Below are 25,372 nucleotides of genomic sequence, written 5' to 3'. Positions count from 1 at the left end.
TGGATCGCTCGTGCTAGGATGGAGATGTGATGCGTACCCCGCGATTCTTTGCCTACTTTTGGTTCTCGCCCCGTTTGGCGGCTGGAGAGGCAATCGCGCGCGACTGAAGCATCAAGCGAACATCCCCAGAAAACCGCCGGCCCCACCGGCGGTTTTTTTTCGCCGGTGCCCAAGGGCCACCACTGTCCCCAGGAGAAGCCCAGATGAATGCCAAGGCGACCGCGCCCCAGCCCCTTTCCGCCCCGTCGAGCAGTGAAGCCCGCAGCGGGCTGGTGCTGAGCGAGCGCACCAGTGAGACCGACGATCAGCGCATCCAGGAGGTGACGCCCTTGCCGCCACCTGAGCACCTGATCCGCTTCTTCCCCATTGCTGGCACGCCGACCGAGCGGCTGATCCAGTCGACCCGGCAGGCGGTGCGGCGCATCATGAAGGGTCAGGACGACCGGCTGCTGGTGGTGATCGGGCCCTGCTCGATCCATGACCCGGCTGCCGCGCTCGAGTACGCGCGCAAGCTGCAGCCGCTGCGCCAGCAGTACACCGATACGCTCGAGGTCGTGATGCGGGTCTACTTCGAAAAGCCGCGTACCACCGTTGGCTGGAAGGGGCTGATCAACGACCCCTACCTGGACGAGAGCTACCGCATCGACGAAGGGCTGCGCATGGCGCGCCAGTTGCTGGTCGAGATCAACCGGCTGGGCATGCCGGCAGGCAGCGAGTTCCTTGACACGATCAGCCCGCAGTACATCGGCGACCTGATCTCGTGGGGCGCCATCGGCGCGCGCACGACCGAAAGCCAGGTGCACCGCGAGCTGGCCTCGGGCCTGTCCGCACCGATCGGCTTCAAGAACGGCACCGACGGCAACATCAAGATCGCAACCGATGCGATCCAGGCCGCCGCCCGGCCTCACCATTTTCTGTCGGTGCACAAGAACGGCCAGGTCGCGATTGTCGAGACCAAGGGCAACCAGGATTGCCACGTCATCCTGCGCGGCGGCAAGGCGCCGAACTATGACGCGCAAAGCGTGATGTCGGCCTGCAGCGAGCTGGAAGCGGCCAAGCTGACGCCTTCGCTGATGGTGGACTGCAGCCACGCGAATTCGAGCAAGCAGTACCAGCGCCAGCTGGACGTGGCACGCGACATCGGCGCGCAGCTGAGCGCCGGCAGCCGGCAGATCTTCGGTGTGATGGTCGAGAGCCACCTGGTGGCCGGCGCGCAGAAGTTCACGCCGGGCAAGGACGACGCGGGCCAGCTCTGCTACGGCCAAAGCATCACGGACGCCTGTCTTGGCTGGGACGACTCGGCCGAGGTGCTGCGTGTGCTCAGCGAAGCGGTGAAGGCACGCCGGGGCTGAGGCGGCGCATTAAAAAGAGGAATCTCTTCATCGAAGCGCCTGCGAGCCGGCATACAGGTCCAGCACGCCGCCGGCGATCTCGACCCGGCCGGCATCGTCCGGGTTGTAGACCTCCTGGCCGACTTCGGCCGACTGCAGCACCCAGGCGTCGCGTGCGTCCCAGCGGTTGCCCCATCGCTGGCTCATCTGTTCGCTGCTGAGCTGGCTGGGCGCCACGCCCAGCTGCTGCGCAGCGACCATGCGGGCGGCGTTGAGCAGCTGGTCCAGGCTGACGGTCGCGTCAAAGGTGCGAGGCGCGAAGGTGCCATGCTGGGTGGCCGAGCCCTGCGAGGTGAACAGGGCCAGGCCACTGTGTGGCTCGCGCGTGGTTTCGCCGGGCGCACCCAGCCCGCCGCGCACCACCGCCGCGCCACCGCGCGCCGGTTCCAACGTGACGTGGCCGTTCAGCTCGAAGGCATCCTGGGCGGTGCTGCCGTTGACTTCCGAGCGTGCGAGCACGGTGTCGAGTTCGTACTGCAGCTGGCAGGCGGCGGGCCGCTTGTCCTTGACGCAATCGGCATTGACGAAGGTCGCGCGCAGCAACTGGCGGACCTGCACCGTGGCTTGCGTGCCACGGCGCAGCGTCAGCGAGGCGACCTGCTGGCGGGTGCGCAGGCGTGCGGCGGCGCCGGTGGCAGACCAGGGCAGCGTGCCGCCGGCCTGGCGCTGCGGTGGCCGGAAAGTCATCGCGCTGCCGGCGGTACCGGCGTTGGCACCCGAGCCGTCCTCGCCATTGGCGTCCAAGGGACGCAGCGCAGCGCGCTTGCCATCGGCCTGGAAGCCGGTGGTCGTGACCATGCCGATGCCGCCGATGCCCTCTTGGGTGTCGACGTAGATGGCGGTCGCGCCGGACTCGCTGGCCTTCTCGGCGCCACAGTCGTGGTTCGCAGGCTCGGAGCTCCAGCGGGTGGCGGCGGGCGTGCGCTGCGACGGCAGGCCGGTCAGCCTGGAGAGGGTTTGCAGCTTGGCGTCGCTCGGCGCGGCGACACCTGCGGCCCCGCCTTCGGTGCCGCCACAGGCCATCGGCCGGCCCCACAGCAGCACGCCCACCTCGCTGGCGGACGGATCAGCGGCAGCGCGCCGTTGCGCCTTGCCAGCGCTGGCGACGACATGCGCGCTGGCTCTTTCCAGCTGGCGCAGTGTCGCCACATCCGACGGGCGGAAATACACCGCATCCGGGCTGACCTGGACCGCCGGGCCAACGCTGACGCCGCTGTCCGGCAATGCGGTGCGCCAATCCAGCGCACTGCCACGCGCCACCTCGCTACCGCCACCACCACAGGCGCTGAGCATCGCCACTGCGGCGGCTGTCCACATGCCTGCAGCGCCCGTTCGCCAGCCGCCCTGCCCTTGCCGGGCCTTGTCCTTTGCCATCGCCATCCCTTTTGTTCACAAGGAACGGCAAAGCCAGATGCCCGCTCCAGTCCGGGACTTCGGACAAGAGGGGGACCGGATTAACGCCTGCGGTCCACACAGGTCGGTCAAACGTGAAAGTCAGCACACGCTCTCAGTTGTGTGCGAAGGATTTGGCAGATCAGCCGGTGGGCGCGTCGTCTTCCGGCAACGCATCGGCCTGCTGGCGCGCCAGGCGCTCGCTGCGCCAATAGACGTCGTCACCGCCAAGGCCGTCGAGGTTGGCACGGTTCAGCACACGGGCCAGCACGAACATCAGGTCAGACAGGCGGTTCAGGTACTGGCGCGGCGCGTCGTTGACGGCCTCGTGGGCGGTCAGCGCCACCACCGCGCGCTCGGCGCGGCGCGCGATGGTGCGTGCCACATGGGCCAGCGCCGCGCTGCGGGTGCCCGCGGGCAGGATGAACTCGGCCAGCCTCGGCAGGGCCGCGTTGTAGTGCGCCAGGGCGGCGTCCAGCCCGGCCAGCGCCTCGGCTTTCAGCAAGGTGTAGCCGGGAATGGACAGCTCGCCGCCGAGGTTGAACAGCTCGTGCTGGACGACGACCAGCAGCTCGCGCACGTCGTCCGGCAGCGGTTCGGCCAGCAGCACGCCGATCTGCGAGTTGAGCTCGTCCACGTCGCCCATGGCGGCAATGCGCAGGTGGTGCTTGGGCACGCGCTGGCCGTCGCCCAGCCCGGTGGTGCCGTCGTCGCCAGTGCGGGTGGCGATTTGTGAGAGTCGATTGGCCATGCGGCGATGTTAAGCGGCGCCGCCTTCACAAGCGTTTTGGGCTAGATTGCCAGCATGCCCAGTTCGCTTGCGCCCTCGCCCGCTTCCATCCCACCTCCTGTTTTGCTGGTCACCGGCGGTGGCCGTGGCATCGGTGCTGCGGTGGCCCTCGCCGCTGCTGCAGCCGGCCATGCCGTGGCGGTGAACTATCACCGTGACGAGGACTCGGCGCAAAAGGTGGTCGAGCGCATCGCGGCAGCGGGCGGCAAGGCCATCGCGCTGCAGGCGGACGTGTCGCAGGAAGAGCAGGTGCTGCGCATGTTCGCGGCGGTGGATGAAACCCTGGGCCGGCTGAACGGCCTCGTCAACAACGCCGGCATGCTGGCGCCGCAGATGCGTGTGGAACACATGACGGCGGCGCGGCTGCAGCAGGTGCTGGCGACCAATGTGATCGGCAGTTTCCTTTGCGCGCGCGAAGCGGTGCGCCGCATGGCGCGCAGCCACGGCGGCGCGGGCGGCGCCATCGTCAACCTGTCCTCGATGGCGGCCAAACTGGGCGCGCCCGGTGAATACGTGGACTACGCGGCATCAAAGGGCGCGGTCGAAGCGTTGACCATCGGCCTGGCCAAGGAAATCGCGGCCGAGGGCATTCGCGTCAATGGCGTGCGCCCGGGGTTGATCCACACCGACATCCACGCCAGCGGCGGTGAGCCCGGCCGCGTGCAGCGGCTGGAAGCCAGCGTGCCGATGGGCCGAGGCGGACAGCCCGAAGAGGTCGCGGCCGCGGTGCTGTGGCTGCTGTCTGACGCAGCCTCGTATTGCACCGGCACCTTCATTGATGTGTCTGGCGGTCGCTGAAGACCGCGACCGGACCGCACAGGAATCACGACATGAACGCCCCTCAACTGATGCCAAACCAGGTTGCTCGACCGGTGCCGGCCGAGCTGCTGTCGCAATTGCGCGCACATTTCGGCGAGCGCTGCAGCACCGCATTGGCGGTCCGCGAACAGCACGGCCGCGACGAGTCGCCGTTCGACGTGCTGCCGCCCGAGGCCGTGCTGTTCTGCGAAAGCACTTCGGACGTGGCGCTGGCCGTGCGCCTGGCGGCCGCGCACCGTGTACCGGTGATCGCCTACGGCGCCGGATCGTCTCTGGAGGGCCACCTGCTGGCCGTGCAAGGCGGCATCAGCCTGGACCTGTCGCGCATGAACCAGGTGCTGCGCGTGCACGCCGAAGACTTGACGGCCACCGTGCAGCCCGGCGTGCTGCGCAGCCAGCTGAACCACGAGATCAAGGACCAGGGGCTGTTCTTCCCGATCGACCCGGGCGCGGACGCTTCCATCGGCGGCATGAGTGCGACGCGCGCGTCCGGTACCAACGCTGTGCGCTATGGCACGATGCGCGAGAACGTGCTGGCGCTCGAGGTGGTGACCGCCAGCGGCGAGGTCATCCGCACCGGCACTCGCGCGCGCAAGAGCAGCGCCGGCTACGACCTGACGCGGCTGATGGTCGGCAGCGAAGGCACGCTGGGCATCATCACCGAGGTCACGCTGAAGCTGCATCCGCTGCCCGAATGCGTGGCCGCGGCCATCTGCTTCTTTGAGGACGTGGGCGCGGCCGTCAACACCACCATCCAGCTGATCCAGCTCGGCGTGCCAATCGCCCGTTGCGAACTGCTCGACACGCACGCAGTGCGGGCGGTCAACCACAACGACCATCTCGGCCTGAAGGAAGCGCCGATGCTGCTGATGGAGTTCCACGGCAGCGACGCGAGTGTCAAGGAACAGGCCGCCACGGTGCAGGAACTGGCGCGCGACTGGGGTGGTCAGGACTTCCAGTGGGCGACCACGCCGGAAGAGCGCACCCGGCTCTGGACTGCGCGTCATCACGCCTACCTGTCAGCGCTGCAGATGAAACCCGGTTGCCGCGCTGTCACAACAGACACCTGCGTCCCGATCTCGCGCCTGGCGGAGATGGTGACCAGTGCACTCGCCGAAGCTGAAGCCGCCGGCCTGCCGCATTTCGTCGTCGGCCACGTCGGCGACGGCAACTTCCACATCGCCTACCTGATCGACCCGGCGCTGCCGGCCGAGCGCGAGCTGGCCGAAGACCTGAATCGCCGCGTCGTCGAACGTGCCATCGCCGCGCAAGGCACCTGCACAGGCGAGCACGGCATCGGCCTGCACAAGCAGGGCTTCCTGATCGACGAGACCGGCGAAGGCGCCGTGGCAATGATGCGCGCGGTCAAGCAGGCGCTGGACCCGCACAACATCCTGAATCCGGGGAAGATCTTTCAGCTGTGAATTCAGGCGCCTGAATTGAGAAGGGCCGGCGTGTGCCGGCCCCAATGGTCACATCAACGTGCAGACAATCAAGGCACCAGCGTGATCGTAGTCGACGGGAACATGGTGCTGAAGTCGGTGTCGCCACCGTCCTCGATGCTGGTCATCGTACGGCTGTTACCAGCGAAGTCGGTTACGCTGAGCGTCGTCAGCTTGTAGTCGCCCGTCGGTTGATAGTAGTAATAAGGCGTAGTGGCCATGCGAATCTCGGCCTTGCCGAGGCCGCGTGCGGATTCGGCGTTGGTGAAGCTAAGGCAATCGTAGGCGCTGGGTGAGCAGAAGGTGGCACTGGCCATGCGGACACCGGACACCTTGTCTTCGGCCGTGTCTTGCACAGTGACACTGAATCCAGCCATGGCTTGGTTGTAGTACGAGCCCTTCTGCAGGGCCGACAAGCTCACAGTAGGCGTGAGCACTTTGCCGGAGACCACCGTTGGAGCCTGCGTGTCACCAGAAGCACCAACGACGGTGAAGCTGGTCGATCCACCAAACTGAGCCAGCGCTGCAGCATCGTAGACCCTCCCGTTTCCCGCCGCGTCAGAGACCTGAAGGGAGGTGATCGACCAAATGCCGGTGCTCAGGTTGGACGCATCGATGGCAAGCTTGCCCTTGATGGTCTTGTCGGGATATCCCACCGCAAAAGTGGCGAAGTTCGAGCTGTAGTTGGTCGCGTTCTGCACAGACAGGGTGACTTGGCTGACGCCGGCAAAATCATCGCTGGCCGTGAAATTGACCAACAATTGTGCCGCTCCCTTGCTGGAATCCAGATCGGTCTTGCCGGTCGAGAAAGCCGTCAGCGTGGGGGCAACGTTGTCCACCTTGATATAGCTGGCCTGCACAGCGCGCGAAGGTGACTGAAGATGCAGGCGTTCAACGCGCTTGTCCAGGAATGCCCGCGCCTGCGGGGTCAGGTCGAAGTTGCCGGAGAAGTCTGAAGCCTGGGCCACAGAAGCAAGGGCGGTGCAAGCCGCCGCCAATACCTGGCGAGAATCGAATTTCATGACGGTGGAAATGGAGTGTTATCTGCGGCGGGCGTCTTTGCCCTCCGCAAATCGCCCCGCGCGCGCACGTTAATCCAACCCGTCATGCAGGTCATCCCCACATTCGGGGGTGTTCGTACGTTCCTTGAAGATGAATCCCCGGCTCAAGGCGCCGGCACGTTCCAGCGCCGAGTCACGTCTCCTGCGCCATTCACGCTTTCCAGGTGCACGCCAAAGCCCCAGAGGCGGGCAACGTGCTTGAGCACTTCGTTGGCGCCGTCGTCCAGCGGTCTGTCGTTGTGCTGGGTGTGGCGCAGCGTGAGCGAACGGTCGCCGCGCAGGTTGACGTTCCAGACCTGGATGTTGGGTTCGCGGGTGCCCAGGTCGTACTGGCGTGACAGCGCTTCGCGCACACGGCGGTAGCCTGTGTCGTCATGGATGGCGCTGACCTCCAGCTCGCTCTGCTTCTCGTCGTCGCTGATGGCGAACAGGCGGAAGTCGCGGATCAGCTTGGGGCTGAGGTACTGGCCAATGAAGCTCTCGTCCTTGTAGTTGCGCATGGCCTGGTCCAGCACCGGCAGCCAGGGCTTGCCGGCAATGTCCGGGAACCACTGCTGGTCTTCCTCGGTGGGCTTGTCGCAGATGCGCTTGATGTCGGTGTACATCGCAAAGCCCAGCGCATACGGGTTCAGGCCGGAGTAGCCGCGGTCGCCCACGCGCGGCTGGTAGACCACGTTGGTGTGCGACTTCAGCCACTCGATCATCACGCCGTCGGTCAGGAAACCGTCGTCGTACATGGTGTTGAGCAGCTTGTGGTGCCAGAAAGTGGCCCAGCCTTCGTTCATGACCTGGGTCTGTCGCTGCGGGTAGAAATACTGCGCGACCTTGCGCACAATGCGCACGACCTCACGCTGCCAGGGCTCCAGCAGCGGCGCATTCTTCTCGATGAAATACAGCAGGTTCTCTTCCGGGTCGACCGGGAAGCGCTTGGCCTGCTTTTCCTCTTCGGCCACTTCGGCCTTGCGCGGCAGCGTGCGCCAGATGTCGTTGACCTGCTGCTGCGCGTGGTGCTCGCGGTCCTTGCGCATGGCCAGCTCTTCGGCGAGCGACTTCTTGCTGGGCCGGCGGTAGCGGTCCACGCCGTGGTTCTGCAGCGCATGGCAGGAGTCGAGGAACAGCTCGACCGTCTCCACGCCGTGGCGCTCTTCGCACTCGGCAACGTAGTTCTTCGCATAGACCAGGTAGTCGATGATGGACGCGGCGTCGGTCCACATGCGGAACAGGTAGTTGCCCTTAAAGAAGCTGTTGTGGCCATACGCAGCGTGGGCGATCACCAGCGCCTGCATCGCCATCGTGTTTTCCTCCATCAGGTAGCTGATGCAGGGGTTGGAGTTGATGACGATCTCGTAGGCCAGGCCCATGTGGCCACGGCGGTAGTTCTTCTCGGTGGAGATGAACTCCTTGCCGTAGCTCCAATGCCGATAGTTCACCGGCATGCCCACACTGGCGTAGGCATCCATCATCTGCTCGGCGGTGATGATCTCGAGCTGGTTCGGATAGGTGTCCAGGCCGAAGCGCCTGGCGGTCGACCGGATCACGTCGTGGTACTGCTCGATCAGCTCGAACGACCAGTCACTGGGATCTGACAAGGGCCGCTCGGGCCGCTGGGGTGAAGGCAAGGGGGACTCCAAGGACATGCGAGGCTTGCGACGGTCACCGTCGGTAGGGATCTTGGCCGGTTTGTCGGCGAAACGGCGGTCCTGGGAGAACTCGCGTTGCGTGGTGGCAGTGTTCATGCAGTCGCCCCTTCCTTCTTGAAGAGATCACGGAAGACTGGGTAGATCTGCGAGGCTTCTACAGCCTTGCGCATCGCAAAGTTCTTGTGGGACGCCGTGAGGCGGTTGTACTCCTCCCACAGGTTTTGTTCTTCTTCCGCGACCTGCACGTACGCGTAATAGCGGCAGGCCGGCAGCAGCTTTTCGGTCAGCAACTCTCGGCAGCGGCCGGAGTCGTGGTGCCAGTTGTCACCGTCACTGGCCTGGGCACCATAGATGTTCCATTCGGTCGGGTTGTAGCGTTGCGCAATGATCTGGCTCATCAGCTCCAGTGCGCTGGACACCACCGTGCCGCCGGTCTCGCGCGCGTGGAAAAAGTCGTCTTCACTGACCTCTTGTGCCTGCGTGTGGTGGCGGATGAAGACCAGGTCGATCTTCTCGTAGTGCTTGGTCAGGAACAGGTACAGCAGGATGAAGAAGCGCTTGGACAGCTCCTTGCGCTGCTCGTCCATCGAGCCGGAAACGTCCATCAGGCAGAACATCACCGCCTTGCTGGTGGGCACCGGTGTGCGCACGCGGCTGCGGAACTTCAGGTCGATCGGGTCCAGGAAAGGGATCATGCCCAGCCGGGCCTTGAGCGCGGCAATGCGTTCCTCGGTTTCGCGCAGCTCCTTCTGGATGACCTCGTCATCGCTCGGGTTGCGCTTCAGGAAGGCGACCCGCTCTTCAAGCCGATGCAGTTCGCGGCGCGACTCGCCGCCCAGGGCAATGCGGCGGCCCAAGGCGCCACGCATCGAGCGCACCACGTGCAGGTTGTTCGGCGTGCCATCGCTGGAATAGCCTGCGCGGTGCGACTTCCATTCAGGCACCTCTGCGAGCTGGGTTCGGATCAGGTGCGGAAGCGCCAGGTCTTCGAAAAAGACCTGCATGAACTCCTCGCGTGACAGCGAGAACACGAAATCATCGTCGCCCTCACCAGAGTCGCTGGCTTGACCCTTGCCACTGCCCTTGCCGCCACCGCCCTTGGGGCGCTCGATGCGGTCGCCAGTGACGTACTCCTGGTTGCCAGGGTGCACCATTTCGCGCTGGCCACCCTGGCCATGGTGGAACATCGGCTCGGTCAGGTCCTTCTTCGGGATGCGCACCTCTTCACCGCGCTCCAGGTCGCGAATGCCGCGCCCGTCGACCGCGCGACGCACCGCGTCGCGGATCTGGTCCTTGTGGCGCCGCAAGAATCGCTCGCGGTTGCCAATCGACTTGTTCTTGCCCGCCAGCCGCCGGTCAATGATCTGCTGGAGCATGAGGGCCTTTCCTGGATTGCCTGATTCGCTCAGGTCAGTTCAAAAACGCAGTGACAACAAACCATGCCCGTGGCCGGAGGAGACGCGGGCCGAGCGCCGGGCCGCGCTCAAGAAGCCGACGGGCCGCCCCTAGGCTTCTTGCCCCCCCCGGGGGGCCTGCCGCAACGCGGCAGATCTGGGGGCTTCATTCCACCGGGCCCGCGGCCCCCTCGGGGGGCGGGCAGGCGTACCCGCCTGCCCGGGGGCCCCATCTAGCTCGACTTGCGTACGCGCAGGTACCACTCGCAGAGCAAGCGCACCTGCTTGGGCGTGTAGCCCTTGCGCACCATGCGCTCAACGAAGTCCTCGTGCTTCTTGGCCTCGTCGGCGCTGGCCTTGGCGTTGAAGCTGATGACAGGCAGCAGTTCCTCGGTGTTCGAGAACATCTTCTTCTCGATCACCGAACGCAGCTTCTCATAGCTGGTCCACAGCGGGTTCTTGCCGGCGTTGTTGGCGCGGGCGCGCAGCACGAAGTTGACGATCTCGTTGCGGAAATCCTTCGGGTTGGCAATGCCGGCCGGCTTCTCGATCTTCTCCAGTTCGCCGTTCAACGAGGCGCGGTCGAAGACCTCGCCGGTGTCGGTGTCGCGGAACTCCTGGTCCTGGATCCAGTAGTCAGCGTAGGTGACGTAGCGGTCGAAGATGTTCTGGCCGTACTCGCTGTAGCTCTCCAGGTAGGCCGTCTGGATTTCCTTGCCGATGAACTCGGCATAGCGCGGCGACAGCTGCTCCTTAATGAAGGCGGTGTACTTCTGCTCGAGATCGGCCGGGAACTGCTCGCGCTCGATCTGCTGCTCCAGCACATACATCAGATGCACCGGGTTGGCCGCGACCTCCTGCGAGTCGAAATTGAAGACCTTGGAGATGATCTTGTAGGCAAAGCGGGTCGAGATGCCGCTCATGCCTTCGTCCACGCCTGCGTAGTCGCGGTACTCCTGGTAGCTCTTGGCGCGCGGGTCGGTGTCCTTCAGGTTCTCGCCGTCATAGATCTGCATCTTCGAGAACAGCGACGAGTTCTCCGGCTCCTTCAGCCGCGTGAGGATGGCGAACTGGCTCATCATCTTCAAGGTGCCGGGCGCGCAGGTGGCGCCAGCCAGCGAAGAGCCCTTGAGCAGCTTCTCGTAGATCTTCACTTCCTCGGACACGCGCAGGCAGTAAGGCACCTTGACGATGTAGATCCGGTCCAGGAAAGCTTCGTTGTTCTTGTTGTTGCGGAAGGCCTTCCACTCGCTTTCATTCGAGTGGGCCAGCACCACGCCGTCGAACGGAATGGCGCCAAAGCCTTCGGTGCCCTTGAAGTTGCCTTCCTGCGTGGCGGTCAGCAGCGGGTGCAGCACCTTGATGGGCGCCTTGAACATTTCGACGAATTCCAGCAGGCCCTGGTTGGCCAGGCACAGGCCGCCGGAGTAGCTGTAGGCGTCCGGATCGTCCTGCGCGTAGCTTTCGAGCTTGCGGATGTCGACCTTGCCCACCAGCGAAGAGATGTCCTGGTTGTTCTCGTCCCCTGGCTCGGTCTTCGCAATGCCGACCTGCTTGAGGATGCTGGGGTGGCGCTTGATGACCTTGAACTGCCGGATGTCGCCGCCGTATTCCTCCAACCGCTTGACGGCCCACGGACTCATCACGCGGTTCAGGTAGCGGCGGGGAATGCCGTATTCGCTCTCGAGAATCGGGCCGTCCTCGATCAGGTCGAACAAGCCCAACGGCGACTCGTTGACCGGTGAGCCCTTGATTGCATAAAAAGGCACCTCTTGCATCAGTGCCTTCAGGCGCTCGGCGATGGAGCTCTTGCCGCCGCCGACGGGGCCGAGCAAATAGAGGATCTGCTTCTTTTCTTCCAGGCCTTGAGCGGCATGTCGGAAATACGACACGACCTGCTCGATCGCGTCTTCCATGCCGTAGAACTCGGCGAAGGCAGGATAGATCTTGATGACCTTGTTCGCGAACAGCCGCGACAGGCGCTGGTCGTTTCGCGTGTCGACCATCTGCGGCTCACCAATCGCCTTGAGCATGCGCTCGGCGGCGGTGGCGTAGGCCAGAGGATTGCGTTTGCACTCGTTGAGATAGTCCTCGAGGGATATCTCCTCTTCACGGGTACGTTCGAACCGGGCTGCGAAGCTGCTGATCACGTCCATGGGACCTCCTGTGCAGGGAAGGCGCTGCCGGTTGCAAGACCGATCAGCGGCTGGAAAGTTTTGATGAAGTCCCGGCTTGACTGAGCCCGGGCGCCATCAGAGCGTTCCGATCAGAGACGTGTGATTCGTGTGCTTTGCGAGGCTTTAGATTGCGACTGAAGTGAGTGTGTCAAACGCGTGAAAAGACGGTGCTTTCAAGGGCTTTCCACCATCACTGCCTGATCGCCACAACTTGCATAAGGTGTGCCAGACAAGCAGCTTGGCGCGGTCTGAACCTGCTGGACGCGGCGCCTTTGTGTCATCGTTGTGAAACCATCTTCGCGCCGTTTGCGGCAAGGTGCAAGAGGGTGAGGACAGGGAGCGCCTTGGCAACACAGGTCGAAGGCCATGACGTGACAAACGCCACAACCCGTGCAGCGGACGACAGGGCTGCCACCAATACGGCGACCCATACGGCGCTTCGTATGCCGACAGGGGCCCCGCGCACGGCGCGGGGCCGAGTTGGTGCACCGGGCCCGCCCCAGGGCAGGGGGTCCCCTGCCAAACGCCCGGAAATGCCCCGGGCGCCGCGGCTCAGCGCTCGGTCACACCCAGCTTGTCGAGCAGGCCGGCCAGTTCGTCCAGCGAGCCGAAACGGATCACGACCTCGCCCTGCTCGCCGCGGCGCGTCTTGCGCTGCACGCGGATCTCGACATCGGCCGTCAGCTTGTCGGCCAGCTGTTCTTCCAGGCGCACGATGTCGCGCGACTTTTCGCCGGCCACCCGCAGCAGCGGCGTCTGCCGGCCCGGGTTCAGCGCCTTGGTGGCCAGCTTCTCGGCCTCGCGAACCGAGAGTTTCTTGGCAACAATCTCGTTGGCCGTGAGGATTTGCTGGGCTGCCGGCAGCGGCAGCAGGGCCCGTGCATGGCCCATGTCCACGTCACCCGCCATCAGCATCTTCTGCACCGGCTCGCTGAGCTGCAAAAGGCGCAGCAGGTTGCTGGCGGCGCTGCGCGAGCGGCCCACGCTTTGCGCCGCCTGCTCGTGCGTCAGGCCGAATTCATCGACCAGTCGTTTCAGCCCTTGTGCTTCTTCCAGCGGGTTCAGGTCCTCACGCTGGATGTTCTCGATCAGCGCCATCACCGCGGCGGCTTCGTCCGGCACCGGCTTGACCAGCACCGGCACCTCGGTCAGCCCGGCAAACTGCGCGGCCCGGAAGCGGCGCTCGCCGGCAATGATCTCGTAATGGCCCGGCGTGTCCAGCGGACGCACCAGGATGGGCTGCATGATGCCCTGGCTCTTGATGCTCTCGGCCAACTCGTAGAGCGAGCCTTCGTCCATGCGCGTGCGCGGCTGGTACTTGCCAGCCTGGAGCTGGGCGATCTTCAACACCGAGGGGTGACCGTCACGCGCCGCGGCCGCGGCAGGGGCGTCGCTGACCTTGGGGCCCAGCAAGGCCTCCAGCCCCATCCCGAGGCCCTTGGGTTTTTTTGTTGCCATGCGGCGATTGTCGGCGATGGCCGGGATTCAGCCCGGGCTCATGACACTTTGTCTTCGCCGCCGTGATCTTCCCCCGCGTCATCCGGGTCCGCCATCAGCTGCTGCAGCACCGCCCTGCCCTCCGGCCAGTCACCCAGGCCGGAGTCGCCGTTCAGGTGACCGAGCGGCCCGAGCGCCAGGCAGGCCACGCCCCAGTCGGCAGCCATCTGCATGGCCCGCGGCAGGCTGCAGAACGGGTCGTCACTGCTGACCAGGGCCACGGCCGGGAACGGCAGCGGCTTGCGCACGATGGGCTGCCAGTTGTGCAGCTGCGGTGGCATGTCCTCCCGCTCGGTGTCCGGCGGCGCGACCAGCAGTGCGGCACCGACCCGCGCGGTGTGCTTGGAATGCGCAGCCCATGCGGCCACCAGCTGGCAGCCCAGGCTGTGCGCGACCAGCACCGCCGGCCGTGCGTCGGCCAGCAGCACCTCGTCCAGCCGCGCCATCCAGTCGCCCCGGCGCGGCCAGTCCCAGTCGGCCTGCAGCACCCGCTCGTCGCCGTAGAGGGCTTCCCAGCGGCTCTGCCAATGGGCGGGGCCGGAGTTCTGCCAGCCCGGCAGCAGCAGCACCCTGGGCTCGGTCAAAAGCTTGGTCATGCAAATCGCCGGGTCAATGCCGTATGCTGTGAAGTTGACCTTGATTCTGGCGCAAGCCATTCCAAGACGACCGAATGAGGATCGCATGAGCTACAAAGTCTTTGTCGACGGCCAGGAAGGCACCACCGGTCTACGCATCCATGAATACCTGGCGCGCCGGCCGGACATCGAAGTCCTGCGCATTGACGCCGAGAAGCGCAAGGACAACGCCGAGCGCGCCCGGCTGCTGAATGCCGCCGACGTGGCCTTCCTCTGCCTGCCGGACGCGGCCTCGCGCGAAGCCGTCTCGCTGGTCGACAACCCCAACACCTGCCTGATCGACGCCAGCACCGCGCACCGCACGGTGCCCGGCTGGACCTTCGGCATGCCCGAACTGGCGCCGGGCCAGCGCGACGCGATCCGCGCCAGCAAGCGCATTGCCAATCCCGGCTGCCACGCCAGCGCCTTCATCCTGGCGCTGCGGCCACTGGTGGACGCTGGCCTCGTGCCGGCGGATGCCGCCGTGTCAGCGACCTCGCTGACCGGCTACTCCGGCGGCGGCAAGAAGATGATCGAGCAATACCAGGAAGGCGGTGACGTCCGTCTGGACGCGCCGCGCCCTTATGCGCTGGGCCTGGCCCACAAGCACCTGCCCGAAATGGCCGCGCACACGGGGCTGCAGCAACCGCCGGTGTTCCTGCCGGTGGTCGCCAACTTCTACAAAGGCCTGGCCGTCAGCGTGCCGCTGCACCTCTCGCAACTCAAGCCCGGCACCGACGCCGCCACACTGCAGCATGCGCTGGCCGAACGTTATGCCGGCGAAGCCTTCATCCGCGTGATGCCGCTGGGCGGCGACCCGGCCACGGTCGAAGAAGGCTTCTTCGACGTACAGGCCTGCAACGACACCAATCGGGTCGACATCTTCGTGTTCGCCAATGCCCACCAGGCCCTGCTGCTGACCCGCTTGGATAACCTGGGCAAGGGCGCCAGCGGCGCCGCGGTGCAGGCCATGAACGTGCACCTGGGGGTCGAGGAGTCGCTGGGGCTGTGACCCCCTAAGCTGCAGTTCATCACCCCACGGGGGGACAGACGCAGACAACCGACTGGGGCATGCTCAGCATGGGCAGTTGTCCTACGCTGTATTTGCTTGCAATTGCCCATACTCGGTTCCATCCGTCACCGTGGGGGGCACATGCCCCGGGAGGCATGTTTGTTGTTGGTCACTTCTCGTTTCCGGCCCGCTCAGCGCGGTGCCGATTCATTGCTGCCGCCATCGGTGCAGCGTTCCAGCCTTCGCGCCGCCTCGAGCGGCGTGCCGTGGCACTTGCTGGCATGCGCGGCAGCGCTGGCCGCAGGCTTGCCGGCCGCGGCGTCCGCTGCTGAACCGCGTGCCGGCGACGGCACCTGGTCCATCGGCCTGTACGGCGGCAAGCTGATCAAGGACAACCTGCTGGACATCATCCCGCATGCCTTCGAAGGCAAGATCACCGGCCAGAACACCGTCATCGAGGGCGTGCTGGTGCGGCGCAGCCTGCAGGACTTCGGCTGGATGAAAAGCTGGAGCGACTGGGGCGGCATCCCGGTGTTCAACGGCCTTGAATTCGGCGCCTTCCACCATCACGGCGGGCTGGACACCGACGAGCTGATCGCCGCCTGGCGCGTCGGTGCCACCGGCGCCAGCTTCGGCGGGCTGAACATCGACCTGGCCGGCAGCTTTGGCGTTTCACACGCTTTTGGCGGCGAGCCCTACGACAACCCGGACCACCACAAGAGCAGCGACAACTACGCGACGCTGTTCTACATGGCGCCCGAAGTGGTGCTGCACCACGACGCCCTGCCCGGCTGGCAACTGGGCTTTCGCATCCACCATCGCTCCGGCATCTATGGTCTGGTCGCGCCGTCCAAGGTGGGCTCGAACCATGTCGGCATGTACCTGATGCGGGACTTCTGAGCCAGGCCTGCCCGGCGGGACAACCAGGGGATCACGCCATCAGGCGCCGATCGCCCTTCCCGCCAACCCGCTCCACCATCTCCGCGGCGAACTGCACAAAGGCCAGCGCGCCACGCGAGGCGGGGTCGAACACCACGCCCGGCAAGCCGTAGCTGGGTGCTTCGGCCAGGCGGACGTTGCGAGGGATCACGCTGTCGAACACCTTGTCGCCGAAGTGCGTCTTCAGCTGCTCGCTGACCTGGGTTTGCAGCGTGATGCGCGGATCGAACATCACCCGCAGCAAGCCGATCAGTTCCAGGTCGCGGTTCAGGTTGGCATGCACCTGCTTGATGGTATTGACCAGGTCCGTCAGCCCCTCCAGCGCAAAGTATTCGCACTGCATCGGCACAATCACGCCGTGTGCGCTGCACAGGCCGTTGAGGGTCAGCAGACTTAGCGACGGCGGGCAGTCGATGAGCACGAAGTCGTAGTCCGCAGCCGCGGCCTTCAGCGCGCCCCGCAGGCGCTCGTTGCGCCGCTCCAGCGCCACCAGCTCGACCTCGGCCCCGGCCAGTTCGCGGTTGGCGCCCAGCACGTCATAACCGGCCCTCTCGGCCCGGACCTTGGCCTCGGCAACGGTGGCCGTCTCCAGCAACACGTCATAGACATTGGTCTCCAGCGTGCGCTTGTCCACGCCCGAACCCATGGTCGCATTGCCTTGCGGATCGAGGTCCACCAGCAGCACGCGCTGGCCCACCTTGGCCAGGCCGGCGGCAAGGTTCACGCAGGTGGTCGTCTTGCCGACGCCGCCTTTTTGGTTGGCAATGCAGAAGATGCGGAACATGGACAGACAGTTGGCAACCGGGCCGGGCAACCCGGCGAAGCGGGCATTGTCACCTGCGCAGACCAGCTCCCGGTGGGCGAGGCTGTGGCTGCGCGCGAAACGCCACAGGCCCGCTGCGTTTTGCCATCGAACTGCGCAGCGCGCCTTGCAGCTCGCAGCCCCACGCCTGTGGACAGACTTGTGGAAATGTCTTGTACAGCCGGTGGGTGAACTGGGGGCTGTAAGTTGAAAAAGTACCGAATTCGTGTGGACAAGCCTGTGGGCAGGAAGCCGACAAGGCTGGGATGGACCTGGGGATGACCTGGGGACCCAGCTACGGGCAGACGCAGATCAGCGCGGCACCAGCCAGACCAGGCAGCGCTCGGCCGCCAGGCCCGGCACCTGCAGGGGCTGCACGCGCCGGATCGCCACGTCCGCCGGCACCTCGGCCTGCTCGGCATCCTGCAGCTTGGCCTTCATCGCCACCCATTGGCCGCCGGGCGCCAGGCGCGCCCGGCTCAGCGTCACGAAGTCCACCAACGAGGCAAACGCGCGCGAGGTGATCAGCTCAAACGGCGGCTCGGTCATCGCCTCCACGCGCTGGTGCGTGGCATTGAGATTGGCCAGCCCCAGCTCCGCGCCCACTTGCCGGATGAAGCCGGCCTTCTTGGCAACGGTGTCCACGCAGGTGACCGACCAGGTCGGCCGGCAGATCGCCAGCACCACGCCGGGCAGCCCTGCCCCGCTGCCCACGTCCAGCAGCCGCCATGGCGCTGCATCGGCCAGTCGCTGCCCGGCGGCTGCATCCAGTGGACCCACCAGCGCCAGGCAGTCCAGCAGATGCTGGCTGAGCATTTCCCGCGGATCGCGGATGGCCGTCAGGTTGTAGACCTTGTTCCAGCGCGAGATCAGGTCCAGGTAGGCCAGCAACTGGATCGGTGCCTGTGGCGGCAGCGTCAGGTGCAGCGCCTGCAGGCCGGCGTCCAGTGCGGACGAAAGAGGATGGGAGCTCATGCAGCGAAGGCAACTTTTCGATGTGAAAACATGGCGCGAGATTTCAAGCTGCTGCCTGCGCGTCGTCCGGCAAGGCAAAACTGCTCAGGCGCTTCTTCTTCAAGTGGACCAGCAGCAGCGAGATGGCCGCAGGCGTCACGCCCGAGATGCGCGCCGCCTGGCCCAGGGTCTCGGGCCGATGGCGGCTGAGCTTCTGGCGCACCTCGTAGCTCAGCGCAGTGACCTGGCCATAGTCCAGCTCAACCGGCAGCCTCAGCGTTTCGTAAGCCTGGGCGCGGCCAACTTCCTCGACCTGCTTGTCAATGTAGCCGGCGTACTTGGTGGCAATCTCGATTTGCTCGATCACCGCATCCGCCAGTTCGGCGCCCAATTCGGCTCGCAAGGTTTCACGTGAAACACCTGCCTCGGGTCGCGCCGTCGCTGCAATGCTGGCGACGGTGTCGTAGTTCACACCCGGCCGGCGCAACAAGTCGGTCAGGCTGTATTCATGTTCGAGCGCCTTGCCGAGCACAACTTCGGCATCGGCCGCCGGGAAGTTGCGTGGATGCACCCAGGTCGACTTGAGCCGCTCTGTTTCACGTGAAACAGCGTCGCGCTTGCGGTTGAACTGACCCCAGCGGGCATCGTCCACCAGCCCGATCTCGCGGCCCAGTTCGGTCAGGCGCGCATCGGCGTTGTCTTCCCGCAGCTGCAGCCGGAACTCAGCGCGGCTGGTGAACATGCGGTACGGCTCTGTCACGCCCTTGGTGATCAGGTCGTCAGCCAGCACGCCCAGGTAAGCCTGGTCGCGCCGCAGTGTCACCGGCGCCTTGCCCTGCACCTGCAGTGCGGCCTGCATGCCCGCGTACAAGCCTTGCGCCGCCGCCTCTTCGTAGCCCGTCGTGCCGTTGATCTGGCCGGCGAAGAACAGGCCGTTGACCTGCTTGGTCTCGAAGGTGGTGCGCAGCTCGCGCGGGTCGAAGTAGTCGTATTCAATCGCGTAGCCCGGCCGCAGGATGTGGGCGTTTTCAAGGCCAAGCATCGAGCGCACGGCCGCCAGTTGCACGTCGAACGGCAGCGAGGTGGACACACCGTTCGGGTAGAACTCATGCGTGGTCAGACCTTCCGGTTCCAGGAAGATCTGGTGCGCGTCCTTGTCGGCAAAGCGGTTGACCTTGTCTTCGATGCTGGGGCAATAGCGCGGCCCCACGCCTTCGATCACCCCAGTGAACATGGGGCTGCGGTCGAAGCCGCTGCGAATGATCTCGTGCGTGCGTGCGTTGGTGTGCGTGACCCAGCACGGCACCTGGCGCGGGTGCATGCGGGTGCTGCCCATGAAGCTGAACACCGGCACCGGGTCCAGGTCACCGGGCTGTTCGGCCAGCTTGGAGAAGTCGATGCTGCGCCCGTCCAGCCGCGGCGGCGTGCCAGTCTTCAGCCGGCCCTGAGGCAGCTTCAGTTCCTTCAAACGGGCCGACAGGCTGATCGCCGGCGGGTCGCCCGCCCGGCCGCCAGCGTGGTTCTGCAGACCCACGTGAATCTTGCCGTCCAGGAAGGTGCCGGCGGTGAGCACCACCGCCCTGCCCCGGAAGCGAATGCCGACCTGCGTCACCGCCCCGACCACGCGGTCGCCTTCCAGCATCAGGTCATCCACCGCCTGCTGGAACAGCGTCAGCCTGGGCTGGTTTTCCAGCTTGTGGCGGATCGCCGCCTTGTACAGCAACCGGTCCGCCTGGGCGCGGGTCGCGCGCACGGCCGGGCCCTTGCTGCCGTTCAGGATCCGGAACTGAATGCCGGCTTCATCGGTGGCCAGCGCCATCGCGCCGCCCAGCGCATCCACTTCCTTGACGAGGTGGCCTTTGCCGATGCCGCCGATCGACGGGTTGCAGCTCATCTGCCCCAGCGTCTCGATGTTGTGCGTCAGCAGCAGCGTGTCGCAACCCATTCGGGCAGCCGCCAGCGCGGCTTCGGTGCCGGCGTGGCCGCCACCGACGACGATGACATCAAACTCTTTGGGATACAGCACGGCGTGCTCCTGGAAAGCGCAGGCGGCGTGGGCGCAAGCCCGGCGACGCTGGTTGCGCAAATGGTGCGCAAGTTGGACAGGCCGACGGTTCGGCCAACCTTTGATTTTAGGGAATGCCGGCACATCCGTCACGCTGGCAGGGTCGCCGCCGAAGCCGCCAAAGCCGCACGTGGCAGCGCCCTGGTTTCACGTGAAACAATGCCGCGATGGAGTGCCGCCCCCATTGCGCAGCCTGCTGCATCGCCCCGTCCATCTCCAGCGCCATCCCCGGCATGCCGCAAGGCAAACCGGCAGGAGAGCGCTGCGTACAGTTGGACGACCAGGGCCGCTGCCAACTGTTTGGTGACCCCCGCCGGCCTTCAGTCTGCGGCTCGCTGCAACCGTCGCCCGACATGTGCGGCGAGCACCGTGAACACGCGATGCTGTGGATCGGACAGCTGGAGCGGCTCACACGCCCGGCTCACACCCCCTCGGGCTGAAGCCGAACTCAGGCCTCCTGGCCGCCGCCCACGCCGCCCACCGTGCGCAGCGTCTGCACCACCCTGCCCGCCTGCAACACGATCACCCGCTGCGCGCTGGCAATCGTCTCGGGCCGGTGGGCCACGATGATGCGCGTCAGCTGCAGCTGCTGCACTGCGCGGTTGACCAGACGCTCTCGGTCAACGTCCAGTGCGCTGGTGGCCTCGTCCAGCAGCAGGATGCGCGGGCGCTTGTACAGCGCGCGGGCCAGCAGCACACGCTGCTTCTGCCCGCCCGAGAGCGTCGTGCCCATGTCGCCGACCAGCGTGGCGTAGCCCATGGGCATCGCCGCGATGTCTTCGTGCACCGAGGCCAGCCTGGCGCATTCGACGACCCACAGCGGGTCGGCATCCGGCGCGAAAAATGCAATGTTGTCGGCAATCGAGCCGGCGAACAGCGGCTCGTCCTGCATCACGGTCCCGATCAGCGAGCGCCAGCGCTGGCGGCCTATGCGCGCCATCGGCAGGCCATTGATCAGCACCTCGCCGGCCTGCGCCTCGTGAATGCCCAGCAACAGCTTCAGCAACGTCGTTTTGCCACAGCCGGACGGTCCGACGATGGCCACCGACTCGCCGGCCGCGATCTCGAAGCTCAGGCCACTCAGCACCTCGGGCTCGGTGTCTGCATAACGGAAATGCAGGCCCTGCACCGTGAGCCGGCCGGTGATGGTCGGCAGGTTGCCTCGCTGGCCAGGCAAGGCCGCTTCCGGAGGGGTGAGCACGATGTCGGCCAGGCGCTCGCCCTGCAGCCGCAGCAGCCGCAGCTCACCCGCCTTGTCGACCAGTGCGCTGGCGCGGGTCGCAAACTGCTCCTGGTAGGCCAGGAACGCGAACAGCATGCCGGCGCTGAACTGCTGGTCCAGCACCGCCAGTGCCCCCAGCCAGATCACGGCCACGCGCTCCAGCCCGAAGATCAGCCGCTGGCCCACCGACATCACCAGCTCGTGCCGGCGCAGCGCCAGCGCGGCATTCATCGAATCGACCACCAGGTTCATGAAGCGCGACTGGCGGCCCGCCTCGCCGTTGAACAACTTGATCGCGCCGACGCCGCGCAGCGACTCCAGGAAGTGGCTGGCCTTCTTCGCCTCGTGCACCAGCGCCTCCTCAGAAGCCTCGCGCATCGCGCCGTCCAGGCTCCAGCGCAGCAGCGTGTACAGCAGCACCGCGCCAATCGCCACGGCCGCCAGCAATGGGCTGTAGAGCCCCATCAACGCCAGCGTCAACAGCACCATCAGCCCGTCGATCAGGGCCTCGGCGAACTTGGTGCTCAAAGTGTCCTGGATCTGCTGCACCGCGCTGAAGCGGGACCAGATGTCGCCGGTATGGCGGCGCTCGAACCAGTCCATTGGCAAACGCAGCAGGTGGGCAAACACATTGCCCAGCCACTGGAACTTCAGCATCGCGGAGAGATGCAGCACCGCCCACGAGCGCGCTGCCGCCGTCAGCACCTGCAGCAGCACCAGGCCGGCAAAGCCCATGCCCAGCGTGGTCAGAAGGTCGCGCTCGCCACTGACCAGCACGCCGTCCACCACCCACTGCAGGAAAAACGGTGTCAGCAGCAGCCACAGCTCCAGCGCCACCGCCAGTAGCAGCACCTGGCCCAATGCGCGCTTGAGCCCGCTGACGCGGCCCAGCAGCTGGCGCCAGCGCAGTGGCCGCCGCGCCTCGCCCACGTGAAACCCGGCCCCTGGCGTGAACTCCAGCGCCACGCCGCTGAAATGCGGCGACAGCGCTGGAAGGCGCATGCGGCGCACGCCGCGCGCGGGGTCGTGCACCGTCGCCACGCCGCGCTTGAACTCGGCCAGCACCACGAAGTGGTTCAGGTCCCAATGCAGGATGCAAGGCAGCGCCAGCTGGCCAAACTGCTCGGGCTCGGCGCGCAGCGCGCGCGGGGTCAGGCCCATCGCCGCACCTATGTCGGCCACGTCGGCCGCGGTCGCACCTTTCATCGAGATCTGGAAGCGCTCGCGCAGGCTGGGCAGGTCGGTGTGCATGCCGTGCGCGCCGGCAATCATCGCCAGACAGGCCAGGCCACACTCGGCGGCTTCGGTCTGCAGGATCAGCGGCACCTTGGGCCGCAACCAGCCAAAGCGCAGGCGGGGTTCGGCGGGTTGCGCCGCCTCTGCCGCCAAGCTGCTGTCGTCGACCGGCCCATCCTCGGCGCCCGTGCCCTGCCCTCGCATGCCTCAAATCCTCTTGCGCCAGCCCAGCAAGGGCTCGAACAACCACTCCGCCAGCCGGCGCCGCTCCAGCAGCACGTCGGCCTCCAGCTGCATGCCCGGCAGCAGCGGGCGCGCCTGGCCGTCGGCGCTCATGGACTGCATGGCCAGTGCCACGGTGATGCGGTACATCGGCTCACTGCCCGCGCCCTGCTTGACCGTCAATGGCACGCTGGCCAGCTCCCCCGCCTGCACCGGTGCCAGTGCCACCTGGATGACGTCCCCGTTCAGCCAGCCATAACGCTGGTACGGATAGGCCTGCAGCCGCAGCTGCACCGTCTGGCCAACCGCCACGAAACCCAGCGCGCTGGACGGGGCATACAGCTGGGCCTGCAGCTTGGCGCCGGCTGGCAACAGCGTGGCCAACGCAGCATCTGCATTCACAGGTTGGCCAGCACTCACATTCACGCTGCTCAGCGTGCCGTCAGATGGCGCACGCAGCAGCAGCGTGCGTTGGGTCGCCGCCTCGTTCGCCCGGGCGGCCGTCTCGGCAATCTCGTCGCGTTGGCGCAGCAGGTCGCTGACCTGCTGCGCCGACTGCAGCGGCAACTCACGCTGCTCCGCCTGCAACTGGGTCAGCTCGCGCGCCAGCGTCTGGCGCTGGCGTTGCAACGCAGCGGCCTCGGCGCGCAGGCCCAGCACGTCCTCGGCCCTCGCCTGCACCTGCGCCGAAGACACGAACTGCGATTTCTCCAGCGCCTCCAGCCGGGCCTGGGCCTTTTCCGCCAGCGCCAGCCGTTGCGCCTGCAGCTTGGCCTGATCGTCGAGTTGCGCCAGCTCTCGCTGCAAGCCTTCGGCCCGATCGGCCTGGCCATGCGCCTGCTCGCCCTGCAAGCGGCTTGCACGCTGCGCAGCTTCTTCCAGGCTGCGAATGCGGGCATCGAAGGTCTGCTGCAACTGGGCCTGGGAGCTTTCATTCAGGCGCGCACCGTCCACCCTCAGAGTGAACAGCAGGTCACCAGCATGCACCTGCTGGCCTTCGGCCACCGACACCTGCTGCACCGTGGCCGCCAGCGGCGGCACGATGCGCACCAGGCCCTGGTCGGGCATCAGCACGCCGCTCAAATGCGCCCGCCGACTGGCCTGGCCCAGCACCAGGAAGGCGCCCACCAGCAGCAAGCTGAGCAGCACGCCTGTCGTGATCCAGCGCAAGCCCAGCGGCCGCGACAACTGGATCGCGCCCAGCCATTCCTGCTGACGGTGCTGCACCGCCTCTGGCCTGAACAAGCTCATGGCAGCCCAGCCCCGGGCCATGCTGGGTTGGCAATGCGCATCGGCAGATAAGGCCTGGGGCTGCTCATGGCCACATGATAGGAGGCCGACCCCCTCGGTTGATGGCGATGGGCCACCCGCAGTGCACGCGACGGGCCCCAAAAAAGCAAAGGGCGACCGGACACGAAGTCCGGTCGCCCATGCAGTTTTCGCTTCTTATATTCCCAAGACGTCCGTCCTGGCCTTCCCTTTTTTCCTTCTGGAGACCGAGTGACAGCGAGAAAAATGGCCTGCGCTTACCGCAGGCAGCAACCGGATGCTTTGCCCGGTCGCGAGTGAATCAGTGGGGGCTTACCAGGTGCCCTTGGGCAGGTCGCCACCGTCGGTGCCACCGGACACGGCGCGCAAGGCCTGCCGATCCAGCGTGCGCAGCGGTGCAGCAGCTTGCGGGGCGCGCCGGGCGACGGCACCACGCGAGGCACCGAAGGCTTGGCGGACGAAAGATTTCAGGGCTTGCTTCATGGGGTCACTCCGGTGGGGTTGCGCGCATCGATTGCGCATGGCCTCATTGAAGCAAGTCTCGCCATTTGCCGACACTGTCAACTCTGACAGGGTCCCCGCGTCCGGCCCGCGTGCTGGCGGGCGGCTCACTAGTGGATCAAACCCAGGCGCAAGGCCTTCAGTACCGCCTGGTGCTTGTTGATCGAGCCAAGCTTGTGCATCGCGTTCTGCAAATGCAGCACCGCGGTGCGTTCGCTGATGCCGAGGATGGAACCGACTTCCCAGGCGGTCTTGCCTTCCATGGTCCAGCGCAGGGCTTCCAGCTCGCGCGGCGTCAGCTTGGGCCGCTCGAGCTGGCGCCCGGGCGGCACGAACAAGCGCATCGCGGCATCCTGCGCGTGCACCGCAAACAACTGCAGATCGGCCACGATGCGGCTCAGCGAACCCGGCTCGGTTGGCAAGGCCTCGTCGCGATCCACGCCCAGCGTGAAGTGACGGCCGTCAGGGAAATGCATGGCCAGCGCAACGCCGGTGCGGTAGCCGAAAGCAGCTTGCTCTTCCCAGAGCTCGCCGGCATCTTGGCTGACGTAGGTGTCCTGGTTCCAGATGATCGGCAGCGTGCCACGCCTGCAGTGCTGCATGACCGGGTCGCGCCGGCCATCGGTGTTGTTGGTGAACACGTCGCGGAAAGCCTGCGGCGTGTTGTCGACGGTGATGAACTCGGACTGCGTCAACGACAGGTCGATCACCGTCATCGCCGACACATAGGTGAAGCCGAGCTCGTTGGCAAAACGCACGATCTCACTGCGGAAATCGTCCCGCGATTGAGCCTGCATCACCGACAGGAAACTGCCGCCCAGCATGGGGGAACTGGTCATGCCAACGCCCCCATCGCGGCGCCAGGGCTTGTTGTCCAAGCCCTGACAGGTCTTACATCTAGCAAGCGCAAGACGTGCACTCCAGACTACCGGT

The 25,372-nt window shown here is 65.9% G+C and carries 21 protein-coding genes; 6 read left to right on the top strand and 15 right to left on the bottom strand.

Translation table 11 applies throughout. The features are described from left to right. Positions 1–203: 203 nt before the first annotated feature. Positions 204–1,352 carry a 3-deoxy-7-phosphoheptulonate synthase gene (locus AC3WR5_RS18590; RefSeq protein ID WP_492486184.1) on the top strand — a complete coding sequence of 383 codons (1,149 nt, stop codon included), beginning with the start codon at positions 204–206 and terminating at the stop codon, positions 1,350–1,352. Between the two features lie 27 nt (positions 1,353–1,379). On the opposite strand, the gene AC3WR5_RS18585 is transcribed toward AC3WR5_RS18590, so the two are convergent. Further along, entirely contained in the window at positions 1,380–2,765 is a 1,386-nt protein-coding gene (locus AC3WR5_RS18585; protein ID WP_231010531.1) for a hypothetical protein, read from the bottom strand. A gap of 160 nt (positions 2,766–2,925) precedes the next feature. Beyond that, the gene (locus AC3WR5_RS18580) at positions 2,926–3,534 is read right to left on the bottom strand and encodes a cob(I)yrinic acid a,c-diamide adenosyltransferase (protein ID WP_231010532.1); all 609 of its coding nucleotides are present in this window, start codon (positions 3,532–3,534) and stop codon (positions 2,926–2,928) included. Between the two features lie 54 nt (positions 3,535–3,588). Here AC3WR5_RS18580 and AC3WR5_RS18575 point away from each other — a divergent pair, with 54 nt between their 5' ends. Both AC3WR5_RS18575 and AC3WR5_RS18570 read left to right on the top strand, forming a co-directional pair. Then, positions 3,589–4,371 carry an SDR family oxidoreductase gene (locus AC3WR5_RS18575; RefSeq protein ID WP_141286464.1) on the top strand — a complete coding sequence of 261 codons (783 nt, stop codon included), beginning with the start codon at positions 3,589–3,591 and terminating at the stop codon, positions 4,369–4,371. Between the two features lie 32 nt (positions 4,372–4,403). Further along, the gene (locus tag AC3WR5_RS18570) at positions 4,404–5,816 is read left to right on the top strand and encodes an FAD-binding oxidoreductase (protein WP_492486182.1); all 1,413 of its coding nucleotides are present in this window, start codon (positions 4,404–4,406) and stop codon (positions 5,814–5,816) included. 68 nt (positions 5,817–5,884) lie between these two features. Here AC3WR5_RS18570 and AC3WR5_RS18565 read toward each other — a convergent pair whose 3' ends face one another. From AC3WR5_RS18565 to AC3WR5_RS18540, 6 genes are all read right to left on the bottom strand, one after another. After that, on the bottom strand, positions 5,885–6,856 hold the full coding sequence (locus AC3WR5_RS18565) for a hypothetical protein (RefSeq protein WP_492486181.1): 972 nt from the start codon (positions 6,854–6,856) through the stop codon (positions 5,885–5,887). 143 nt (positions 6,857–6,999) lie between these two features. Further along, complete coding sequence (locus AC3WR5_RS18560; protein ID WP_492486307.1) at positions 7,000–8,532, bottom strand: SpoVR family protein; 1,533 nt, start codon at positions 8,530–8,532, stop codon at positions 7,000–7,002. Between the two features lie 95 nt (positions 8,533–8,627). Beyond that, on the bottom strand, positions 8,628–9,911 hold the full coding sequence (locus tag AC3WR5_RS18555) for a YeaH/YhbH family protein (protein WP_141286452.1): 1,284 nt from the start codon (positions 9,909–9,911) through the stop codon (positions 8,628–8,630). Between the two features lie 251 nt (positions 9,912–10,162). Then, positions 10,163–12,085: a PrkA family serine protein kinase gene (locus AC3WR5_RS18550; protein ID WP_141286450.1), complete on the bottom strand. Its 1,923-nt coding sequence runs from the start codon at positions 12,083–12,085 to the stop codon at positions 10,163–10,165. 573 nt (positions 12,086–12,658) lie between these two features. Further along, entirely contained in the window at positions 12,659–13,564 is a 906-nt protein-coding gene (locus AC3WR5_RS18545; protein WP_141286448.1) for a ParB/RepB/Spo0J family partition protein, read from the bottom strand. Positions 13,565–13,602: 38 nt separating this feature from the next. Next, the gene (locus tag AC3WR5_RS18540; protein WP_492486179.1) at positions 13,603–14,199 is read right to left on the bottom strand and encodes an RBBP9/YdeN family alpha/beta hydrolase; all 597 of its coding nucleotides are present in this window, start codon (positions 14,197–14,199) and stop codon (positions 13,603–13,605) included. An 85-nt stretch (positions 14,200–14,284) separates the two neighbouring features. Between AC3WR5_RS18540 and argC the strand changes: the two genes are divergently transcribed. Together argC and AC3WR5_RS18530 are read left to right on the top strand one after the other, a co-directional pair. Further along, entirely contained in the window at positions 14,285–15,229 is a 945-nt protein-coding gene (argC, locus tag AC3WR5_RS18535) for an N-acetyl-gamma-glutamyl-phosphate reductase (RefSeq protein WP_492486177.1), read from the top strand. Between the two features lie 162 nt (positions 15,230–15,391). Next, positions 15,392–16,129 (top strand): hypothetical protein, encoded by a 738-nt coding sequence (locus AC3WR5_RS18530; protein ID WP_492486175.1) that lies wholly within the window; start codon positions 15,392–15,394, stop codon positions 16,127–16,129. 31 nt (positions 16,130–16,160) lie between these two features. Here the strand turns inward: AC3WR5_RS18530 and AC3WR5_RS18525 are convergent, their stop codons facing one another. The 3 genes from AC3WR5_RS18525 to mnmG form a co-directional block, all read right to left on the bottom strand. Further along, the gene (locus tag AC3WR5_RS18525; protein WP_492486173.1) at positions 16,161–16,952 is read right to left on the bottom strand and encodes a ParA family protein; all 792 of its coding nucleotides are present in this window, start codon (positions 16,950–16,952) and stop codon (positions 16,161–16,163) included. Between the two features lie 330 nt (positions 16,953–17,282). Then, entirely contained in the window at positions 17,283–17,945 is a 663-nt protein-coding gene (rsmG, locus tag AC3WR5_RS18520) for a 16S rRNA (guanine(527)-N(7))-methyltransferase RsmG (protein ID WP_492486172.1), read from the bottom strand. 43 nt (positions 17,946–17,988) lie between these two features. Then, the gene (gene mnmG / locus AC3WR5_RS18515) at positions 17,989–19,950 is read right to left on the bottom strand and encodes a tRNA uridine-5-carboxymethylaminomethyl(34) synthesis enzyme MnmG (RefSeq protein ID WP_492486170.1); all 1,962 of its coding nucleotides are present in this window, start codon (positions 19,948–19,950) and stop codon (positions 17,989–17,991) included. Between the two features lie 206 nt (positions 19,951–20,156). Here mnmG and AC3WR5_RS18510 point away from each other — a divergent pair, with 206 nt between their 5' ends. Continuing rightward, positions 20,157–20,429: a YkgJ family cysteine cluster protein gene (locus tag AC3WR5_RS18510; RefSeq protein ID WP_141288720.1), complete on the top strand. Its 273-nt coding sequence runs from the start codon at positions 20,157–20,159 to the stop codon at positions 20,427–20,429. A gap of 8 nt (positions 20,430–20,437) precedes the next feature. On the opposite strand, the gene AC3WR5_RS18505 is transcribed toward AC3WR5_RS18510, so the two are convergent. From AC3WR5_RS18505 to AC3WR5_RS18490, 4 genes are all read right to left on the bottom strand, one after another. Then, positions 20,438–22,651, bottom strand: a complete 2,214-nt coding sequence (locus tag AC3WR5_RS18505; RefSeq protein WP_492486168.1) for a peptidase domain-containing ABC transporter — start codon at positions 22,649–22,651, stop codon at positions 20,438–20,440. A 3-nt stretch (positions 22,652–22,654) separates the two neighbouring features. Next, on the bottom strand, positions 22,655–23,920 hold the full coding sequence (locus AC3WR5_RS18500; RefSeq protein WP_492486166.1) for a beta-barrel domain-containing protein: 1,266 nt from the start codon (positions 23,918–23,920) through the stop codon (positions 22,655–22,657). A 330-nt stretch (positions 23,921–24,250) separates the two neighbouring features. Further along, on the bottom strand, positions 24,251–24,421 hold the full coding sequence (locus tag AC3WR5_RS18495; RefSeq protein ID WP_170200984.1) for a hypothetical protein: 171 nt from the start codon (positions 24,419–24,421) through the stop codon (positions 24,251–24,253). A 128-nt stretch (positions 24,422–24,549) separates the two neighbouring features. After that, on the bottom strand, positions 24,550–25,278 hold the full coding sequence (locus AC3WR5_RS18490; protein ID WP_141289550.1) for an autoinducer binding domain-containing protein: 729 nt from the start codon (positions 25,276–25,278) through the stop codon (positions 24,550–24,552). Positions 25,279–25,372 lie beyond the last annotated feature (94 nt).

The sequence above is a fragment of the Ideonella sp. FW305-24 genome (genome assembly GCF_058788035.1).
This window is presented reverse-complemented; position numbering and strand designations above follow the sequence as displayed.

Coding starts and splice junctions, on each gene's coding strand:
- rsmG (WP_492486172.1), bottom strand. CDS start 17,945: ATGAGCTCCCATCCTCTTTCGTCCGCACTGGACGCCGGCCTGCAGGCG.
- AC3WR5_RS18525 (WP_492486173.1), bottom strand. CDS start 16,952: ATGTTCCGCATCTTCTGCATTGCCAACCAAAAAGGCGGCGTCGGCAAG.
- AC3WR5_RS18560 (WP_492486307.1), bottom strand. CDS start 8,532: ATGTCCTTGGAGTCCCCCTTGCCTTCACCCCAGCGGCCCGAGCGGCCC.
- AC3WR5_RS18495 (WP_170200984.1), bottom strand. CDS start 24,421: ATGAAGCAAGCCCTGAAATCTTTCGTCCGCCAAGCCTTCGGTGCCTCG.
- AC3WR5_RS18590 (WP_492486184.1), top strand. CDS start 204: ATGAATGCCAAGGCGACCGCGCCCCAGCCCCTTTCCGCCCCGTCGAGC.
- AC3WR5_RS18510 (WP_141288720.1), top strand. CDS start 20,157: ATGGAGTGCCGCCCCCATTGCGCAGCCTGCTGCATCGCCCCGTCCATC.
- AC3WR5_RS18555 (WP_141286452.1), bottom strand. CDS start 9,911: ATGCTCCAGCAGATCATTGACCGGCGGCTGGCGGGCAAGAACAAGTCG.
- AC3WR5_RS18540 (WP_492486179.1), bottom strand. CDS start 14,199: ATGACCAAGCTTTTGACCGAGCCCAGGGTGCTGCTGCTGCCGGGCTGG.
- AC3WR5_RS18565 (WP_492486181.1), bottom strand. CDS start 6,856: ATGAAATTCGATTCTCGCCAGGTATTGGCGGCGGCTTGCACCGCCCTT.
- AC3WR5_RS18500 (WP_492486166.1), bottom strand. CDS start 23,920: ATGAGCTTGTTCAGGCCAGAGGCGGTGCAGCACCGTCAGCAGGAATGG.
- AC3WR5_RS18505 (WP_492486168.1), bottom strand. CDS start 22,651: ATGCGAGGGCAGGGCACGGGCGCCGAGGATGGGCCGGTCGACGACAGC.
- AC3WR5_RS18545 (WP_141286448.1), bottom strand. CDS start 13,564: ATGGCAACAAAAAAACCCAAGGGCCTCGGGATGGGGCTGGAGGCCTTG.
- AC3WR5_RS18585 (WP_231010531.1), bottom strand. CDS start 2,765: ATGGCAAAGGACAAGGCCCGGCAAGGGCAGGGCGGCTGGCGAACGGGC.
- AC3WR5_RS18575 (WP_141286464.1), top strand. CDS start 3,589: ATGCCCAGTTCGCTTGCGCCCTCGCCCGCTTCCATCCCACCTCCTGTT.
- AC3WR5_RS18550 (WP_141286450.1), bottom strand. CDS start 12,085: ATGGACGTGATCAGCAGCTTCGCAGCCCGGTTCGAACGTACCCGTGAA.
- AC3WR5_RS18490 (WP_141289550.1), bottom strand. CDS start 25,278: ATGACCAGTTCCCCCATGCTGGGCGGCAGTTTCCTGTCGGTGATGCAG.
- AC3WR5_RS18570 (WP_492486182.1), top strand. CDS start 4,404: ATGAACGCCCCTCAACTGATGCCAAACCAGGTTGCTCGACCGGTGCCG.
- AC3WR5_RS18580 (WP_231010532.1), bottom strand. CDS start 3,534: ATGGCCAATCGACTCTCACAAATCGCCACCCGCACTGGCGACGACGGC.
- argC (WP_492486177.1), top strand. CDS start 14,285: ATGAGCTACAAAGTCTTTGTCGACGGCCAGGAAGGCACCACCGGTCTA.